General features: G+C 60.8%; 16 protein-coding genes and 1 tRNA gene. 4 read left to right on the top strand and 13 right to left on the bottom strand.

Going from position 1 to position 17,535, the window contains the following annotated elements:
• The first annotated feature begins 34 nt into the window (after positions 1-34).
• Entirely contained in the window at positions 35-1,795 is a 1,761-nt protein-coding gene (locus tag A462_RS13330) for a sensor domain-containing phosphodiesterase (RefSeq protein ID WP_008436073.1), read from the top strand.
• Positions 1,796-1,839: 44 nt separating this feature from the next.
• Here the strand turns inward: A462_RS13330 and katG are convergent, their stop codons facing one another.
• The 6 genes from katG to A462_RS33480 form a co-directional block, all read right to left on the bottom strand.
• Complete coding sequence (gene katG / locus A462_RS13335; RefSeq protein ID WP_008436071.1) at positions 1,840-4,110, bottom strand: catalase/peroxidase HPI; 2,271 nt, start codon at positions 4,108-4,110, stop codon at positions 1,840-1,842.
• 414 nt (positions 4,111-4,524) lie between these two features.
• Positions 4,525-4,600 (bottom strand) — tRNA-Gly (locus A462_RS13340).
• A gap of 63 nt (positions 4,601-4,663) precedes the next feature.
• Positions 4,664-5,224, bottom strand: coding sequence for a CDP-diacylglycerol--glycerol-3-phosphate 3-phosphatidyltransferase (pgsA, locus tag A462_RS13345; protein ID WP_003208929.1), 561 nt, complete (start codon positions 5,222-5,224; stop codon positions 4,664-4,666).
• A 32-nt stretch (positions 5,225-5,256) separates the two neighbouring features.
• Positions 5,257-7,095: an excinuclease ABC subunit UvrC gene (gene uvrC, locus A462_RS13350; RefSeq protein WP_032899474.1), complete on the bottom strand. Its 1,839-nt coding sequence runs from the start codon at positions 7,093-7,095 to the stop codon at positions 5,257-5,259.
• A gap of 1 nt (position 7,096) precedes the next feature.
• Positions 7,097-7,738: a response regulator transcription factor GacA gene (gene gacA / locus A462_RS13355; protein WP_008436066.1), complete on the bottom strand. Its 642-nt coding sequence runs from the start codon at positions 7,736-7,738 to the stop codon at positions 7,097-7,099.
• Between the two features lie 151 nt (positions 7,739-7,889).
• Positions 7,890-8,255 (bottom strand): helix-turn-helix domain-containing protein, encoded by a 366-nt coding sequence (locus A462_RS33480; protein ID WP_032899473.1) that lies wholly within the window; start codon positions 8,253-8,255, stop codon positions 7,890-7,892.
• Between the two features lie 81 nt (positions 8,256-8,336).
• Between A462_RS33480 and A462_RS13360 the strand changes: the two genes are divergently transcribed.
• On the top strand, positions 8,337-8,576 hold the full coding sequence (locus tag A462_RS13360) for a DNA-binding protein (RefSeq protein ID WP_008436063.1): 240 nt from the start codon (positions 8,337-8,339) through the stop codon (positions 8,574-8,576).
• 64 nt (positions 8,577-8,640) lie between these two features.
• Here the strand turns inward: A462_RS13360 and A462_RS13365 are convergent, their stop codons facing one another.
• Together A462_RS13365 and A462_RS13370 are read right to left on the bottom strand one after the other, a co-directional pair.
• The gene (locus A462_RS13365) at positions 8,641-9,075 is read right to left on the bottom strand and encodes a GNAT family N-acetyltransferase (RefSeq protein ID WP_008436062.1); all 435 of its coding nucleotides are present in this window, start codon (positions 9,073-9,075) and stop codon (positions 8,641-8,643) included.
• Between the two features lie 13 nt (positions 9,076-9,088).
• The gene (locus A462_RS13370) at positions 9,089-9,841 is read right to left on the bottom strand and encodes a carbon-nitrogen hydrolase family protein (RefSeq protein WP_008436061.1); all 753 of its coding nucleotides are present in this window, start codon (positions 9,839-9,841) and stop codon (positions 9,089-9,091) included.
• Positions 9,842-9,986: 145 nt separating this feature from the next.
• On the opposite strand from A462_RS13370, the gene A462_RS35065 reads away from it, so the two are divergent.
• Positions 9,987-10,121 carry a hypothetical protein gene (locus A462_RS35065; protein ID WP_274517801.1) on the top strand — a complete coding sequence of 45 codons (135 nt, stop codon included), beginning with the start codon at positions 9,987-9,989 and terminating at the stop codon, positions 10,119-10,121.
• A gap of 338 nt (positions 10,122-10,459) precedes the next feature.
• The gene (locus A462_RS13375; protein ID WP_008436060.1) at positions 10,460-11,536 is read left to right on the top strand and encodes a 3-deoxy-7-phosphoheptulonate synthase; all 1,077 of its coding nucleotides are present in this window, start codon (positions 10,460-10,462) and stop codon (positions 11,534-11,536) included.
• A gap of 124 nt (positions 11,537-11,660) precedes the next feature.
• Here the strand turns inward: A462_RS13375 and A462_RS13380 are convergent, their stop codons facing one another.
• The 5 genes from A462_RS13380 to A462_RS13400 form a co-directional block, all read right to left on the bottom strand.
• Positions 11,661-12,359 carry an NAD(P)H-dependent oxidoreductase gene (locus tag A462_RS13380; RefSeq protein ID WP_008436059.1) on the bottom strand — a complete coding sequence of 233 codons (699 nt, stop codon included), beginning with the start codon at positions 12,357-12,359 and terminating at the stop codon, positions 11,661-11,663.
• A 9-nt stretch (positions 12,360-12,368) separates the two neighbouring features.
• Positions 12,369-13,988, bottom strand: a complete 1,620-nt coding sequence (locus A462_RS13385) for an ABC transporter ATP-binding protein (protein ID WP_008436058.1) — start codon at positions 13,986-13,988, stop codon at positions 12,369-12,371.
• Positions 13,989-13,990: 2 nt separating this feature from the next.
• The gene (locus tag A462_RS13390) at positions 13,991-14,818 is read right to left on the bottom strand and encodes an ABC transporter permease (RefSeq protein WP_008436057.1); all 828 of its coding nucleotides are present in this window, start codon (positions 14,816-14,818) and stop codon (positions 13,991-13,993) included.
• A gap of 3 nt (positions 14,819-14,821) precedes the next feature.
• Entirely contained in the window at positions 14,822-15,781 is a 960-nt protein-coding gene (locus A462_RS13395; protein WP_008436056.1) for an ABC transporter permease, read from the bottom strand.
• 165 nt (positions 15,782-15,946) lie between these two features.
• Complete coding sequence (locus A462_RS13400; protein WP_008436055.1) at positions 15,947-17,533, bottom strand: ABC transporter substrate-binding protein; 1,587 nt, start codon at positions 17,531-17,533, stop codon at positions 15,947-15,949.
• Between the last annotated feature and the right edge of the window lie 2 nt (positions 17,534-17,535).

Raw genomic sequence — 17,535 nt, 5'->3', positions numbered from 1 at the left:
TTGTTGTACGAACATAACCACTTTGAGGATTGTCATGGGCGAAGGCGCTCCTATTCCGCCGAATGAAATTGAACGGCTAAAAGAGGTCGCGAAATTTTGTCCAACCGACAGCGATAGTGATGATGTATTTGAAAAGATCGTCGAGATGGCGTCTGCCTATTACAACGCCCCCATCGCACTGATTTCAATTGTCGATAAACACCGGCAATGGTTCAGGGCACGCGTGGGAATTACAGAAACGCAGACACCGCGAGAAGTGTCTTTTTGCGCCTACTCTACCCTGGACAACGCCCTGCTGGAGGTGTCGGACGCAACGCTGGATGCCCGCTTCAAAGACAATCCCCTGGTCACGGGGCCGCCGCATATTCGTTATTACGCGGGCGCGCCATTGATCACGGAGGATGGCTTTACCCTGGGAAGTCTCTGCATCATTGATACTGTCCCCCGCCCTCCCATGAGCGAGCGTGACAGTGCAATGCTCAACGACTTTGCCGAGCTGGTCATGATGCGCATACAGGGCATGCGGTCCCGCAACTTCGTAGACCAACCGACTGGGCTATTCAATCGACTCAGGCTTGAGGAAGATATACGTCAAGCGCTTAAGCTTGAAAACGCGTGCCATGTGTACGCAGTTGACATTATCTCGCCAAAGTTTCTCAACGATATTGTAAAGGCCCTGGGCTACAGCTTTGCCGGAGACCTGGTTCTGGCGATCAAATCTCGCCTGCAAAACCTGTTACCCGCGCAGTGCCTGCTTTACAAAATCAGCCCGACGCGGTTTGGCTTCATCCTTGAGGAGAATCAAACCACCGAGCACATCTGCGAAAGTATTCTCAAGGACTTCAAAAAGCCTGTTGAATGCCACGGCATCCCCATCCTCATGCAAGTCGGGATTGGCGTGCTGCCCATTCACCACTCCGGCCAGCAAGACTGGCTGCGCCTGCTGGTGAGTGCGGCAGATGAGGCACGTGACCGCAAGCTGGGCTGGTCTCTTTATGAACCCCAGTTTGATGCAGCTCAACAACGCGCGTTCATGTTGCTGAGTTCGTTGCCGGAAGCGGTCAGCTGCGACAAACAGTTCAGCCTGGTGTATCAGCCCAAAGTCAAACTGCCCTCGGGAAGCTGTGATTCGGTAGAGGCATTGCTACGCTGGACCCATCCGTTGCTTGGCCCCATCAGCCCTGCCGAGTTCATCCCCCTGGCCGAAAAAACCGCGTTGATACCGTCCGTTGGATTATGGGTGCTCAACGCAATCATCCGGCAAGCCGCAGCCTGGAAAGCACAAGGCGTGCGCCTGCGAATAGCGATGAACATTACCGTCAGCGATCTGGAAAGCTCCGAGTTCGTGGACGCGATGATTCATGAGCTTCACCGGCACGACCTTGACCCTGCCGACTTTGAACTTGAGTTTACCGAAAGCATGTTGATGACCAACCCTGAGGAAGTCATCCGGCAACTGCAGCGCGTTCGGCAGATTGGCATAGAAGTCGCGGTTGATGATTTCGGCACGGGCTACAGTAACTGGGCGTACCTGAAGGAACTGCCGGCCACTACCGTCAAGCTGGATCAATCATTGATCAGCGGGCTGGGCAGCAATCAAAATGACAAGCAGTTGGTTAAAACCCTGATAGGCCTGGCGAAAGGGCTCGGCTACCGAGTCGTTGCCGAAGGCGTAGAAAACCAGGAAATCCTCGACCTCTTGATACAGTGGGGATGTTCCGAAGCGCAGGGCTACCTGATAGCAAAGCCCATGACCGCAACGGACCTGGAAACCTGGATAAGCCCAGGCCGCTAGCGAACAGGCCCACAGCGTGGGCCTGTAAACGTCAGGCGCCAGTGTCAGGCCAGTTCAAAGCGATCCAGGTTCATCACCTTGGTCCAGGCCGCCACGAAGTCCTCGACGAACTTCTCCTCGGCGTCGGCACTGCCATAGACTTCGGACAGCGCCCTCAACTGGGCATGCGAACCGAACACCAGGTCGACCCGGGTGCCAGTCCACTTGACGGCACCGGTCTTGCGGTCATGCGCCTCAAAGGTATCGTGGGTGCCGGTGACTGGCTTCCATTCAACGCCCATGTCCAGCAGGTTCCTGAAGAAGTCATTGGTCAGGGTTCCCGGGCGCTCGGTGAACACCCCGTGCTTGCTTTCCCCGACATTGATACCCAAGACCCGCAGTCCGCCCAACAGCACCGTCATTTCGGGTGCGGTCAATGTCAGCAGTTGCGCCTTGTCGATCAGCAACGCTTCGGACGACACCTTGTAGTGCCCCTTCTGGTAGTTGCGAAAGCCATCGGCGACCGGTTCAAGGAAACCGAACGACTCGACATCCGTCTGCTCCTGGGAAGCATCCGTGCGCCCTGCCGTGAAAGGCACCGTGGTCTGGCGGCCGGCATTTTTGGCCGCCCGCTCAACCCCCACGCTGCCCGCCAGCACGATCAGATCGGCCAGGGAAATCCTTTTGCCTCCCGTCTGTGCGGTATTGAAGTCGCCCTGAATAGCTTCGAGACGCTTCAGTACGCCCGACAGTTGCTCAGGCTGGTTGACCGCCCAGTCCTTCTGCGGAGCCAGGCGCAGGCGCCCGCCATTGGCTCCCCCGCGTTTATCGGAGCCGCGGAAGGTGGACGCCGCTGCCCATGCCGTCGAAACCAGCTGCGAGACCGTCAGCCCCGCGGCGAGAATCTTCTGCTTGAGCGCCGCCACATCCTGCTCATCCACCAGTGGATGATCGACCGCAGGAATCGGGTCCTGCCACAGCAACTCTTCCGCGGGGGTTTCCGGGCCGAGATAACGCGCAAGCGGACCCATGTCGCGGTGGGTAAGTTTGAACCAGGCACGGGCAAAGGCGTCTGCCAGTTGGTCCGGGTTGGCCAGGAAACGTCGGGAGATCTGCTCGTACGCCGGATCGAAGCGCAGCGCCAGGTCCGAGGTCAGCATGCTCGGCGCATGCCGCCTGCCGGCGTCATGGGCATCCGGAACCTTGCCGGCGCCGGCACCGTTCTTCGGTGTCCACTGATGGGCGCCCGCCGGGCTCCTGGTCAGTTCCCATTCAAAGCCGAAGAGGTTTTCGAGGTACTCATTGCTCCATCTTGTCGGCGTCGAAGTCCAGGTCACCTCCAGCCCGCTGGTGATGGTGTCACCGCCCTTGCCGCTGCCGAAGCTGTTTTTCCAGCCCAGCCCCTGCTCTTCCAGGCCAGCCGCTTCCGGTTCCGGGCCGACGTTATCCGCCGGACCTGCGCCGTGGGTCTTGCCGAAGGCGTGACCGCCGGCGATCAGGGCTACGGTCTCTTCGTCATTCATCGCCATGCGACCGAAGGTTTCACGGATATCCTTCGCCGAGGCAACCGGATCCGGAACACCTTCAGGCCCTTCCGGGTTCACGTAGATCAAGCCCATCTGCACAGCGGCGAGGGGATTTTCCAGGTTGCGCTCACCGCCTCCGGTGCGGCTTTCTTCGTTGCCATGGTTCTGCGGTTCAGCCACCAACGGACCATCACCCGGCTGCTGCATTTTCTTTTGCACGCCGTAACGCTCTTCTCCCCCCAGCCACGTGGTCTCGGCGCCCCAGTAAACGTCCTCGTCCGGCTCCCAGACATCCGGGCGACCGCCGGAGAACCCGAAGGTCTTGAACCCCATAGACTCCAGCGCGACGTTACCGGTGAGTACGATCAAATCGGCCCAGGAAATCCGCCGGCCGTACTTCTGCTTGACCGGCCAGATCAGGCGACGCGCCTTATCCAGGCTGACGTTGTCAGGCCAGCTGTTGAGCGGTGCAAAGCGCTGCTGACCGGAACCGGCACCGCCGCGACCGTCGGCGGTACGGTAGGTCCCGGCGCTGTGCCAGGCCATGCGAATGAACAGCGGGCCGTAATGGCCAAAGTCCGCGGGCCACCAGTCCTGGGATTGCGTCATGACATCGCGCAAGTCCTGCTTGACCGCTTCGAAGTCAAGGCTCTGGAACGCCTTGGCGTAATCGAAGCCCTCACCCATAGGGTCGCTGAGGGAGGAATGCTGATGCAGGATCTTCAGATTCAGTTGCTGGGGCCACCAGTCTCGGTTCGTGGTGCCGCCACCCGCAGCGTGGTTGAAAGGGCATTTCGATTCAGTTGACATGCTTGGCACACCTTTTAGTCATGTTCATCCGTACCATCGCGCCACTGGCGCACCTCAGACATTGATGGCTGAGTGCTGAGATTAGCTTCGATCGCGGAAAACTCTAATAGTCAGAACGTTATCGCTTGATAGGCAGCGTCTTTGCGTTGAAAGCCATCTTTACCTGCGGGTCGGGCATGCCGAATGGCCATTCACTTCAGAGAGAGGCCGGGTGAAGGTCTATAGGAAGGCGACTACCGATGCGTGTGAGAAATGGCACCCTACAAATCCGAGTTCGTCGATAAAGGGTAGATAGCGCACCGGAGCCTGCGGGCGCCAAGCGTCTCGCAGAAACGAAAAAAGACGCCGAAGCGTCTATTCCTTAAATCGCAGGCAAAAAAAAGCCACTCTATTGAGTGGCTTTTTCTTTGTGTTTGGAGCGGGAAACGAGACTCGAACTCGCGACCCCGACCTTGGCAAGGTCGTGCTCTACCAACTGAGCTATTCCCGCGTCTTGGTGATGCGCATTCTATAGAATCCTCATCACCCGTCAACCCCTTGATTCAAAAAAGTTTTATTTCTTTTCAACCTCGGTGCGCAGATGCGGCCAGGCGGCGCGCAAATATTGCAGCATGGACCACAAGGTCAGGCCCGCGGCGATCAGCAGCAAGGCGTAGCCCAGCAATACCCAGAAGGAGAAATCCGACGGGTTGGCCAGCAGGATCACCAGGGCAAGCATCTGCGCCGCGGTTTTCCATTTGCCCATGTTGGACACGGCCACGTGGGCTCGGGCGCCGATTTCGGCCATCCACTCCCGCAGGGCGGAGACCACGATCTCGCGACCGATAATCACGGCCGCCGGCAACGTCAGCCACAGGTTGCCGTGTTCCTGCACCAGCAGGACCAGGGCGACCGCTACCATCAGTTTGTCGGCCACCGGGTCCAGGAACGCGCCAAACGGCGTGCTCTGCTCCAGGCGACGGGCCAGGTAACCGTCCAGCCAGTCGGTGGCGGCTGCGAAGGCAAACACCGAACTGGATGCCATGTAGCTCCATTCGTACGGCAGGTAAAACAGCAATATGAAAATCGGTATGAGCAGGACGCGTAGTACGGTGATCAGATTAGGGATATTCATCGGCACAACTGGCTACGAGGTGAGAAGGCATTCTACTCGCTGTGCAGATTTGCATAAATCAACTCTGCGAGCTTTTTACTGATACCGGGAGCTTTGGCTATTTCTTCGATGCTGGCACGGGACAGCTCCTGCAAGCCACCAAAATGTTTTAACAAGTCCCGCCGCCGTGTCGGCCCGACCCCTGCCACCCCTTCCAGGGTTGAGGTACGCCGGGTTTTGCCACGTCGGGCACGGTGGCCGGTGATGGCGAAACGGTGGGCTTCGTCGCGGATCTGCTGGATAAGGTGCAGCGCCGGGGAGTCGCCCTTCAAGGTGAACTCATGGGCTGCATCATTCAAGTACAAGGTTTCAAAACCGGCCTTGCGGGTGGCACCCTTGGCCACGCCGAGCAGGATCAGGTCGGGTACCGCCAGTTCGTTGAGTACGTCGCGGGCCATGGACAGCTGGCCCTTGCCACCATCCACCAGCAGGATGTCCGGCAGCTTGCCCTCGCCGTCCTTCAGTTTGCTGAAGCGGCGGGTCAGGGCCTGGTGCATGGCGGCGTAGTCATCGCCCGGGGTGACGCCTTCGATGTTGTAGCGCCGGTAATCGGACTTGATCGGCCCTTCCGGCCCGAACACCACGCAGGAAGCCACGGTAGCCTCGCCGCTGGAGTGGCTGATGTCGTAGCACTCGAGGCGCTGGGGCGGTTCGTCAAGGTTGAGGACTTCGGCCAAGGCGTCAAACCGCGCGGCGACATGCTGCCGGTTGGCCAAGCGTGCACCCAGGGCCTGTTCGGCGTTGGTCACGGCCAACTGCTGCCAGCGCGCACGGGTGCCGCGCACGCGGTGGCTGATGTCCAGCTCGCGGCCACGCAGTTCGTGAATCGCTTCGATCAGCGCCGGGAAGTCCTCGTGCACCACGTTGACGATCAGTTCGCTCGGCAGGTCGCGCTCTGGGCTGCTGACGTAGTACTGGCCGAGGAACGCCGCCATGACTTCGGCGACCTCCTCTTCTATACCGGTCTGGGGGAAGAAGTTCTTGCTGCCCAGCACCCGGCCGCCGCGCACGCTGATCAGGTGCACACAGGCGCCGCCCGGGTTGACGAAGGCGGCGATGACGTCGACGTCACCGGTGCCGCCTTCCATGCTCTGCTGGTCCTGTACGCGGCGCAGCAGGGAGATCTGGTCGCGTAGCTCTGCGGCGCGCTCGAAATCCAGGGTGCTGGCCGCTTGCTCCATGGCGCCGGACAGTTCATCGGCCAGGGCATTGCTGCGGCCTTCGAGGAACATCACCGAGTGACGCACGTCCTCGGCATATTCCGCAGGCTCAACCAGGCCCACGCACGGCGCCTTGCAGCGCTTGATCTGGTACTGCAGGCACGGGCGGTTGCGGTTCTTGTAGAAACTGTCTTCGCACTGGCGCACGAAAAACGCCTTTTGCAGCAGGCTCAGGCTTTCGCGGATGGCGCCGGCGCTGGGGTAAGGCCCGAAGTACTTGCCCTTCTGCTTCTTGGCGCCGCGATGGATGCTCAGACGCGGAAAGTCGCCGTCCGAGAGAAACACGTACGGGTAGGACTTATCGTCACGCAGCAGGATGTTGTAGGGCGGCCGCCATTCCTTGATCAGCGTCTGCTCAAGCAGCAGCGCCTCGGTTTCATTGGCGGTGATGGTGGTTTCCACCTGGGCGATACGCGCCACCAGTGCCGCCGTCTTCGTTGCCAGGCCGGTCTTGCGGAAGTAACTCGCCAGGCGGCTCTTCAGGTTCTTGGCTTTACCGACGTAGAGCAGGCGCGCTTCGCTGTCGAACATGCGATACACGCCGGGACGGCCACTGCAGGTTGCAAGGAACGCACTCGGATCGAATTGGACCTTTATTTCAGGAGCTGTCATTTCAGGCGCTGGCATCTACCATGCCGTGGCGTACCGCCAGCAGGGTCAATTCAACATCACTGCTGATGGAAAGCTTTTCGAAAATCCGATAACGGTAGGTGTTTACGGTTTTCGGCGACAGGCACAGCTTGTCGGAAATCGACTGGACTTTTTGACAGCCGACAATCATCAGGGCGATCTGAATTTCCCGCTCCGACAGCGCATCGAACGGCGAGTCGCTGGTGGGCTGGAACGACTTGATCGCCAACTGCTGGGCAATCTGCGGGCTGATGTAGCGTTGGCCGGCGAATACCAGGCGGATAGCCTGGACCATCTCGGCCAATCCCGCGCCCTTTGTCAGATAGCCGGCAGCGCCCGCCTGTAGAAGCCTTGTAGGAAAAGGATCTTCCTCACACACGGTCACTACCACGACTTTGATATCCGGATGGCTGCGCAACAACTTTGTAGTGGCGCCAAGACCGCCGATCCCGGGCATCTTGACGTCCATCAAAACCACATCGGGCTTCAACTCCCGGGCCTTGATCAGGGATTCCTCCCCTGACTCGGCCTGGCCGACTACTTGCAGGCCATCGATGTCAGCCAGCATTCGTGTAATGCCTGTACGAACGAGATCATGGTCATCGACTACTAGCACCCTAATCAAGCAGACACCTCGCGATATGGTCTTATAGGTTGCTGAACACCTTAGCAAAAAACCACGGCGCAGACCTAGCTGCAAGCGTCATATATATAGAGTTTCAATGCACAACGGGCCGCCGCCGAATGGCGGACGGCTCAATTTCCTGGGTAAAAGGTCAGGAATCCGGGGCCGATGACCGGTTTTTTCCATTGGTGGTGAGTGAATGCTCGGCCAGGGTAGAAGTCAGGCGATGGATTGCGTCCTGGTCTTCCTTGAACATCGCACGGTAGTTCCCCAGCACTTTCTCCTCGACCTGGCTCAGGTTTTCAAGTTGGGTCGGCGTTGGATTGCCGGTCAACACGTACAGGATATCGACACCTCTTTCTGCCACGCGGGACAAGTAATCAGCCTTTGGCGCGCGTCCGCCATTTTCATATTTACCCTGTGCGTTCGCCTCTACACCTCCTATTTCACCAAAAGTTTTCTGCGACAGGCCAAGCCGCTCTCTTTCTTGCCTTAACCGGAAACCGATTCCACTCATTTGGATGTATGATCCTATTTGGCACACCCCTAGAGGTGACACACTCATCTCGTTTTACACAAACTTGAACGGTTTTGAACTATGCCCGGTATTCGCACTGCTGCACAAGCCAAGGCCTGGCTGGAACATCAAGGTAAGTCTGTTCAAGCGTTCGCCCGGGAACATGGCGTGGACCCGGCAACCACCTATCAAGTGCTCGCTGGGCGCAAAAAGGGACGACGTGGAGAAGCCCACAAGGTGGCGGTCCTGTTGGGCATGAAGGACGGAATCATCCCGGTTGAGGGCGAAACCGTGAGACAAGAGCAGGAAGTCATTTCTTGAAGTGAGTATGCGCTTATTAAAACCAAGTGCCTGTTTTCCTCGAACTGGCAGTACTCGCACCCGATCACGGCCGGCAATTGCGCTCCATGCGCCAGAAGCAATCCTCCGCTCCAACGATTTCCAGGCCCTTGCGCTGATAGAGCCTTCGCGCCGGGTTGGTCTTGAAAACGGTCAACCGTAAAAGACCCAGCCCTTGCGCGCGCGCCTTGTACACCATCTGCTCGATAACCCAGCCGCCAGCCCCTTGATGACGAAACGCCTCAAGGATGTGCAATTCGCGGATATACAGTGCCTTGGGGTCACGACTGATGCTGATGAAACCCAGCACCTCGTTATCGCGACAGATCAGCCAGTTTTCTCGTCCGGCCCAGGCGGTATCGAAACCGGCATCGGACCACGACAAGTCGTATTGGCGATAATAATTACCCATTGCCTGGTGGGTCAGGGTCCGGGCGAAGGCCAGGTGTTGGCTGGTCGCGGCCTGCAGTTGAAACGCCATGTGCCTGAACTCCCTAGATTGCCACCTGTTCTCCCTGCCACTGGCCGCCGGTGTCGCGTCGTGCAATCACCAGCGTATCGCCTACACCCGGGCTAGCCGCGATCAAACCACCGTCGGCGCCCCAGATTGCGCTGCGCCCGGCGCAGGCCCAGCCACCGGATGGACCGCCGTGGTTGGCCATCAGCACCAGCATCCGGTGCTCGGCGGCATAGCCCTGTAGCAAGGCGGCGTCCGGCGCGTAGCCGCCTTCGCTGATCAGCACACCCGCAGCGTAGATGTTCGCCCCGTCCTCGGCAGCCTGTCGAGGGTGGCTGGCGTGGGAAAAATCCGCGCATACCGCCAGGGCGATCCGGTCGTCCCCCCATTCAAGGGCCGCCCCGCCCTGCCCCGCAGCAAACGCCACGTCTTCACCGGGATGCAGATGCTGCTTGGTATAGACCGCCACCGAGCCATCCGGCCCCAGCACCAGCGCACCGATCAACACATCACTGGCGCCCCCCAGGCGAATCGGCATGCCCACCACGCCGGTGATGCACAACTCACGGGCCATCTCCCGCAGCGGCGCCAGCGCTTCATCGCCGGGCGCGATCGCCAGCCCGGCGGCCAGTGACGGTTCATAGCCGGTCAGGGACAGTTCCGGAAACACCAGCAATTGCACACCATGCTCTGCCGCCGTGCGCATGAATGCCAAGTGACGCGCGATATTTCCGGGTACGTCGCCCGCAATGGAAATGGATTGGGCAGCAGCAATCGTCAAGGCAGTCATGGTCGCATCCAGGCAATCATCGTGAAGTCCGTGCAGCATATCGACACTGGGGTCATAGCCGTAAGTCCCCACACTCAATAGAAATTACTGATTGAATCCACCCGCTCGCCTCAGTTAAGCTCCCCCCATCATTTGGAGACACACCATGTTGCAACTCAACCACACTCAGGTTTGCCCTGCTGCCAGCGCCCAGCGCTCGGTCGTGGCTGCCCGCGTGAGCGGTTTGAGCGCACTGGTCAGCTTTTATTTTGGGTATTGGTTTAGCCACTGGCGCGCCTGATACCTGAAATCGGCGCCCACTACTCAAGGGGTCGCCTACCAGAGAAATCTAACCCCCGGTCGGCTCCCCGACCGGGGGTTTTGTTTTTTCAGCCCTTATTATTTTTGCCACACACCGAACACTTAAAGGACTCACGCCATGAACTACGCCACCTATTACCGCTACGACACCTCCACCGCCTGGCGATTTAGCAAGCTCCGTTCGGGACAGCCTGCCGCCTCCGATCGGTCACCTATTGGTGGCAAGCCAGCACACGTAGCCAATACGGCCAATTGTCGAACACCCCAGTAGGGCAGAGCGTGCGGGAACAGCCCGCCGCTTGCCCAGGAAGCCCGAATATGAACGCCTCGATCGCCGCTCTGCCTGTTTCCACCCTGTCCTGCGCCAATGAAGCGCTGACCCAGCGTTTGCCCAGTGCCCTTGAGCTCAAGCACCAACTGCCCCTGAGCCCATTCCTCAACGAACAGATCCACGCCCATCGCCAAGCCGTGCGCGCCATCCTCCAGGGTGAAGACTCACGCCTGCTGGTGATTGTCGGCCCGTGCTCGATCCACGACCCGGAATCGGCCATGGAATACGCACGCAACCTGAAAAAACTGGCCCATGAAGTCAGTGACCAGATGCTGCTGGTGATCCGCGCCTACGTCGAAAAACCCCGCACCACCATCGGCTGGAAAGGCCTGGCCTACGACCCGCGCCTGGATGGCAGTGATGACATGGCCGCCGGTCTGACCCTGTCCCGGGAACTGATGCGGGAAATGCTGCGCCTGGGCCTGCCGGTCGCCACCGAGCTGCTGCAACCGATGGCTGCCGGCTACTTCGATGACCTGCTGAGCTGGGTCGCCATTGGCGCGCGCACCACCGAATCGCAGATTCATCGCGAAATGGCCAGCGGCCTCGGTATGCCCGTCGGCTTCAAGAACGGCACCGACGGCGGCGTGGCCATCGCCTGTGACGCCATGCGCTCCGCCGCTCACCCGCACCGTCACTTCGGTGTCGACAGCCAGGGCCATCCGGCGATCATCCAGACCCCGGGCAACCCCGACACTCACCTCGTGTTGCGCGGCGGCCATCGTGGGCCGAACTACGATCGCCAGAGCGTGGCCCAGGTTCACGCCGACCTTGCCAAGAGCAAAGTCGCGCCGCGGATCATGGTCGACTGCAGCCACGCCAACAGCGGCAAAGACCCGCTGCGCCAACCGGCGGTGTTCAACGACGTGCTGGAACAGCGCCTGCAGGGCGACACCTCGCTGATCGGCATGATGATCGAAAGCCACCTGTTTGAAGGCTGCCAACCATTGAGCCCGTCGATGAAATACGGCGTGTCGATCACCGATGGCTGCCTGGGCTGGGACGGCACGGAACAGCTGCTGCGCAGCGCTGCCGAGCGGTTGCGGGTACACAATCGCGCCTGACAATGAAGATCAAATGTGGGAGCGGGCTTGCTCGCGAATGCGGTGGTCCAGCCAGCACATGCATCAACTGGCACACCGCTTTCGCGAGCACGCCCGCTCCCACACTGGATCTTCATTCACTTGACTAAAGTGGGTACAGCGCCTCATCAAACTGCTCGAGCTTCGGAAACACCAACGGCTGGTCATCCGCCAGCCCTTCCAGCCGCTGCTGGTAATTGCGCAGAAAATCCTGCCGGGCCTCGGCGCTGATATACGGCACATGCCACGCCACAAACGGCTCCAGCACCTCAAACCCGACATACGCCAGCGTGCCACGCAGGATCGGCCGCAGCATGTCCTCCAACGGCCCGTGAATCGCACCCTCGCCAAACATATGCTCGCGCCCGCCGAGGGTCACCGTGACCAGCGCTTTCTTGCCGGCGAGCCCGCCCTGATCATAGAACCGCTTGCCGCCGTAGCACACGCCCGACACCAGAACCCGGTCAATCCAGCCCTTGAGCATCGCGGGCGCCGAGAACCAGAAGATCGGGAAATTGAGGATCAGCAGATCGGCCCACAGCAGCTTGTCCAACTCCTGCTGGATATCCGCCGCGATGGATTGGCTTTTCACCCCCAGGCGCTGCTCCAGGGCATACACCAGGTAGTCGGGGTTCTCCCGCGAGGTGAAGTCCGAGGCGCTGGCTACGGGATTCCAGTTCATCGCGTACAAATCACTGACCTGCACCTCATGCCCCTGCGCTTGCAGGGTAGCCGTGGCCTGGTCACGCAAGGCCGCGGTAAACGACTGCGGCTCGGGATGGGCGTGGACAATCAACACCTTCATAAAAACTCCTCAAGAAGTAAGCGCGGCCCGTTTGGCCAGCAAATGGTCGAGCCAGTCGGGGTCCATTTCCGGCTCCGATGAAAACAGCAAGCCGGTGTAGTCCTGATACGGCGGGGTGAAGATCGCGCTGCGGCTGCCCTGGTCCACCACCCTGCCCCGCTGCATCACCACCACTTCGTCGGCGATGGCGCGCACCGTGGCCACGTCATGGGTGATAAACAGGTAGGCCACGCCCAACTGCTGCTGAATGCGGTTGAGCAGTTTCAGCACGCCCTCGGCCACTAACTGATCCAGGGCCGAGGTCACTTCGTCGCAGATGATCAATTGTGGGTCGGCCGCCAGGGCGCGAGCGATGCAGATACGTTGCTTCTGGCCGCCGGACAGCTCACGGGGCTGACGCTCCATGAAGGTGGCCGGGTCCAGCTCGATCATCTCCAGCAACTCGGCGACTCGGGCGCGCATGGCCTTGCCCTTGAGGCCGAGGTAGAAGGTCAGTGGCCGGCCAATGATGTCGACGATGCGCTGGCGCGGGTTCAGCGCGGTATCGGGGATCTGGTAGATCATCTGGATCCGTCGCAACTGCTCCTTGCTGCGCCGGCGAAAGTCCGCCGGCAACGCTTCACCGTCATACAGCACCTGCCCCGCCGTAGCCGGCAGCAACCCCGTAATCAAGCGTGCGGTGGAGCTTTTGCCGCTGCCGGACTCACCGATCACCGCCAACGTCTGGCCGCGATGCAAGCTCATCGACACGTCATGCAACACCGGCTGATGCCCGTAACTGGCGCACACCTGGCGCACTTCCAGCAACGGCACCTGCTGCTGCGGGCAAGCCTTGGGCTCGGTGCGAAAGCTGCGCACCGCCCACAGGGATTTGGTGTAGTCCTGCTGCGGGGCGCTGAGCATGGCGCGGGTCTCGGCCTCCTCCACCAGCTTGCCGTGGCGCAGCACCATGATGCGGTCGGCCATCTGCGCGACCACTGCCAGGTCATGGCTGATATACAGCGCGGCACTGCCGAAGGTTTTCACCGCATCGCGAATCGCCGCCAGCACTTCGATCTGGGTGGTGACGTCGAGGGCGGTGGTGGGTTCGTCGAAGATGATCAGGTCCGGGTGACAGGCCATCGCCATGGCGGTCATCACCCGTTGCAGCTGCCCACCGGAGACCTGATGCGGATACCGTTGGCCGATGGTTTCCGGATTGGGCAGGCGCAGCACGCGGTACAACTCCACCGCCTCGCGTTCAGCCTGGGCGCGGCTGATGCCACCGTTGATCACGGCGGTTTCCACATGCTGGTCAATCAGCCGGTGGGCCGGGTTGAACGACGCGGCAGCGCTTTGCGCCACGTAGGCAATGCGCAGTCCTCGCAGCTTGCGCAGCGCTTCTGGCTTGGCCTGCAACAGCTGAATACCGTCAAAGCACACCGAGCCACCGGTGATGCGGCAACCGTCGCGGGCAAAGCCCATGGCCGCCAGGCCCAGGGTTGATTTACCCGCGCCAGACTCACCAATCAGCCCCAGTACCTCACCCCGTTGCAACGTCAGGTCGATGCCCTTGATCAGCAGATGCCAGGCGTCTTCGTAATGCCCTTCAATCTGCAGGTTGCGGATTTCCAGCAGTGGCTTGTCCATCCTCAACACTCCTTCAGGCCGCTGGATTTATGCAGCATCCAGTCGACGACAAAATTCACGCTGACGGTGATCAACGCCACCGCCAGGGCCGGCAGCAACGGGCTGATGTCGCCGAAGGTAATCAGCACCGCATTGTCGCGGACCATGCTGCCCCAATCGGCGGTGGGCGGTTGAATGCCCAGGCCAAGGAACGACAGCGCGCTGATAAACAGGAACACGAAACAGAACCGCAGGCCGAACTCGGCAATCAATGGCGCGGCGGCATTGGGCAGCACTTCGCGGGTGACCAGCCACCACAGCCCTTCCCCACGCAAGCGCGCGGCTTCGACAAAATCCTGCACCACCACGGTCATCGCCACAGCACGGGACAGGCGAAACACCCGGGTCGAGTCCAGCAGTGCAATCACCAGCACCAGGGAGGTGGCATTGGTGCCCACCACGCTGAGAATCAGCAAGGCGAAGATCAGCTGCGGGATCGCCATCAGAATGTCCACCACCCGCGACAACCCTTGATCGACCCAGCCGCCCTTGATCGCCGCAATCAAGCCGCTCAAGCCACCCAGTAAAAACGCCAGCACCGTGGTCAAAAAAGCGATGCCCAGGGTGTTGCGCGCGCCATACACCAGGCGGCTGAACATGTCCCGCCCGAGGTTATCGGTGCCCAGCAGGAACTGGCCGCTCCAGGGCGCAAACCCGTCACCCACCACCTGGGTTTCCCCGTAAGGTGCGAGCACCGGCGCAAACAACGCCACCAGCACGTACAGCACGATGACCAGCAGGCCGAACTTCGCGCTCAATTGCGCCCGGGCCAGTTGTGTGAGAAGGCTCATGGTCTACCCCTTGGGATGCATCAGGCGTGGGTTGGTGGCGATGGACAGCACATCGGCGCCGGTATTAAGCAGGATGTAGGTGGCGGCAAAGATCAGGCTGCACGCCTGCACCACCGGGATATCGCGCTTGGACACCGAGTCCACCAGCAACTGGCCGAGGCCCGGGTAGACAAACACTACTTCCACCACCACTACGCCCACCACCAGGTACGCGAGGTTGAGCGCGATCACGTTGACGATCGGCGCCAGGGCATTGGGCAGTGCGTGGCGCCAGATAATCCGCGACTGGCTGATGCCCTTGAGCCGGGCCATTTCGATATACGGGCTGGCCAGCAGGTTGATCAGCGAGGCGCGGGTCATGCGCATCATCTGCGCGATCACCACCAGGCTCAGGGTGGCCACCGGCAACACCGAACGTTCGAGAATGGTGGCGAATGAGGCATCCGGCGCCAGGTTGGACAGGCTGGGAAACCAGCCCAGCTTGACCGAAAACACCAGGATCAGCAGGTAGGCGACGAAGAACTCCGGGAACGACACCGCACTCAGGGCCGAGGTGTTGAGCAGGCGGTCGAACCAGCTGTTGCGGTACAGCGCGGCGAGCATCCCCAGCACCAGCGCCAGGGGCACCGAGACCAACGCCGCCAGTGCCGCCAGGCGCAAGGTGTTGCCCAGGCGTGCGCCGATCAGTTCAGCGATGGGCCGCTGGTTGGCCAGGGAAGCGCCGAGGTCGCCGTGCAGGAGGCGCAGCAGCCATTGCACGAACCGGCTCAGGGGCGGCAGGTCCAGGCCCAGTTGGGCGCGAAAGGCGGCGATGGTTTCCGGCGTGGCGGACTGGCCGAGCATGGCCTGGGCGATATCACCGGGGAGCATGCCGACCGCCAGGAAGATGATCACCGAGACGGCGAACAACGACAGCAGGCCAAGGGCGAGGCGTTGGAGTACCAGTTTGAATAGGCTATTCATGTTCGGTTCTCATGAGTGGGGCATGTTCTCGAAGGCGACAAATGTTCAATGTGGGAGCGGGCTTGCTCGCGAAAGCGGTGTGTCAGCCAATACAGATAGAGACTGACCCACCGCATTCGCGAGCAAGCCCGCTCCCACATTTGATTTGTGGCGTATCTGAAATCTTCACGCCTGCCACCACCGCTCGATCAACCGCAACCCATCCAGTTCCCCATACGGCGCCGTCAGCGGTCCATGGCTGACGCGGTTCGAGCGGGCCGCCACGGAGCTGGCGAACAACGGCACAATCGCACCGCCGTCGTCCCGGCACAGGCTCTGCATTTCGTTGTACATCTCCTGGCGCAGCGGCGCGTTCATCTCGCCCCGCGCTGTGTTGAGCAACTGGTTGAAGCGGTCGTTATTCCAATGGGTTTCGTTCCACGCCGCGCCCTTGGCGTAGCCGATGCTGAACATGCGGTCGGCAGTCAGGCTGCTGTACCAGAACGAGGTGGTGAACGGCTGCTTCATCCAGATGTTGGAGAAATAGCCATCCGCCGGCTCGCGCACCACGTCGATATCAATCCCGGCCTGGCGCGCCTGCTCCTTGAACAGCACCGAAGCATCCACCGCGCCGGTGTAGGCGGCATCGGAAGCTTGCAGGCGCACCTTCAGCGACTCCACACCGGCCTTGCGCAGGTAGAACCGCGACTTGTCCGGGTCGTAGGTGCGCTGCTCCAGGGCGGCGTTGATGAAGCGGCTGCCGGGCTGGATCGGATGGTCGTTGCCCACCAGGCCATAGCCATGCAGCACCGAGGCCAGCAGGGTTTCGCGGTTGATCGCATGCTTCATCGCCATGCGGATGTCGTTGTTCTTGAACTCGTTGCTGTCGCACAACATCGGGAAGGTGTAGTGCTGGGCGCCCTTGGTTTCTTCGATGACCAGCGTGGGATTGCGCTTGAGCAGGGCTACGGTTTTCAGGTCGACCTTGTTGATCACGTCGACTTGCCCGGTGACCAGCGCATTGACCCGCGCTGCGCCGTCGGCAATCGCCAACAGCTCGGCGCTGGCGAAGTGTGCCCTGCCCGGCTTCCAGTAATCAGGGTTGCGCTCCAGGTCCATGCGTACGCCCGGCTCGAAGCTTTTCAGGCGATAACCGCTGGTGCCGATCCCGGCCTGCCAGTCGGCGGCGCCGTCCTTGGCGGGCATGATCACCAGGTGGTAATCGGCGACCACATAGGCGAAATCGGCATTGCCCGAGTGCAGTTCGAACACCACTGCATCGCTGCCCTTGGCGCTGACACTGGCCACATCGCCGATCACCGTCTTGGCCGCCGAGGTGGAGTTGGCTGCCAGGTGATGGTTGATCGAGGCCACCACGTCGTCAGCGGTCAGGCTTTTGCCGTTATGGAAGGTCACGCCCTGGCGCAGCTTGAAGGTCCAGGTGCGCGCGTCGGGCGTCGACTCGAAGCTTTCGGCCAATTCGGGGATGGCGCTGCCGTCCACCGCGATTTCCGTGAGGGTGTTGTACACCGCCGAAAAGCCGACGAAGGTGAAGGTGTCTACCCAGGATCCCGGGTCGCGGGAGTCGGTGGTGCTGCCGCCGGCCAGGCCCATGCGCAACACGCCGCCCGGCTTGGGCGTGGCCTCCTCGGCAAAGGCCTGCAGCGGCAGGCCCATGGAAAACGCGGCGGCCACGGCACCGGCTACGGCGCTGTGCTTGAGGAAGTCCCGCCGGTGCATCGCTTGAGTCATTTTGTTGTTGTTTTCGCTCATGG

The sequence above is a fragment of the Pseudomonas sp. Ag1 genome, assembly GCF_000278565.1.
Lineage (GTDB): Bacteria > Pseudomonadota > Gammaproteobacteria > Pseudomonadales > Pseudomonadaceae > Aquipseudomonas.
This window is presented reverse-complemented; position numbering and strand designations above follow the sequence as displayed.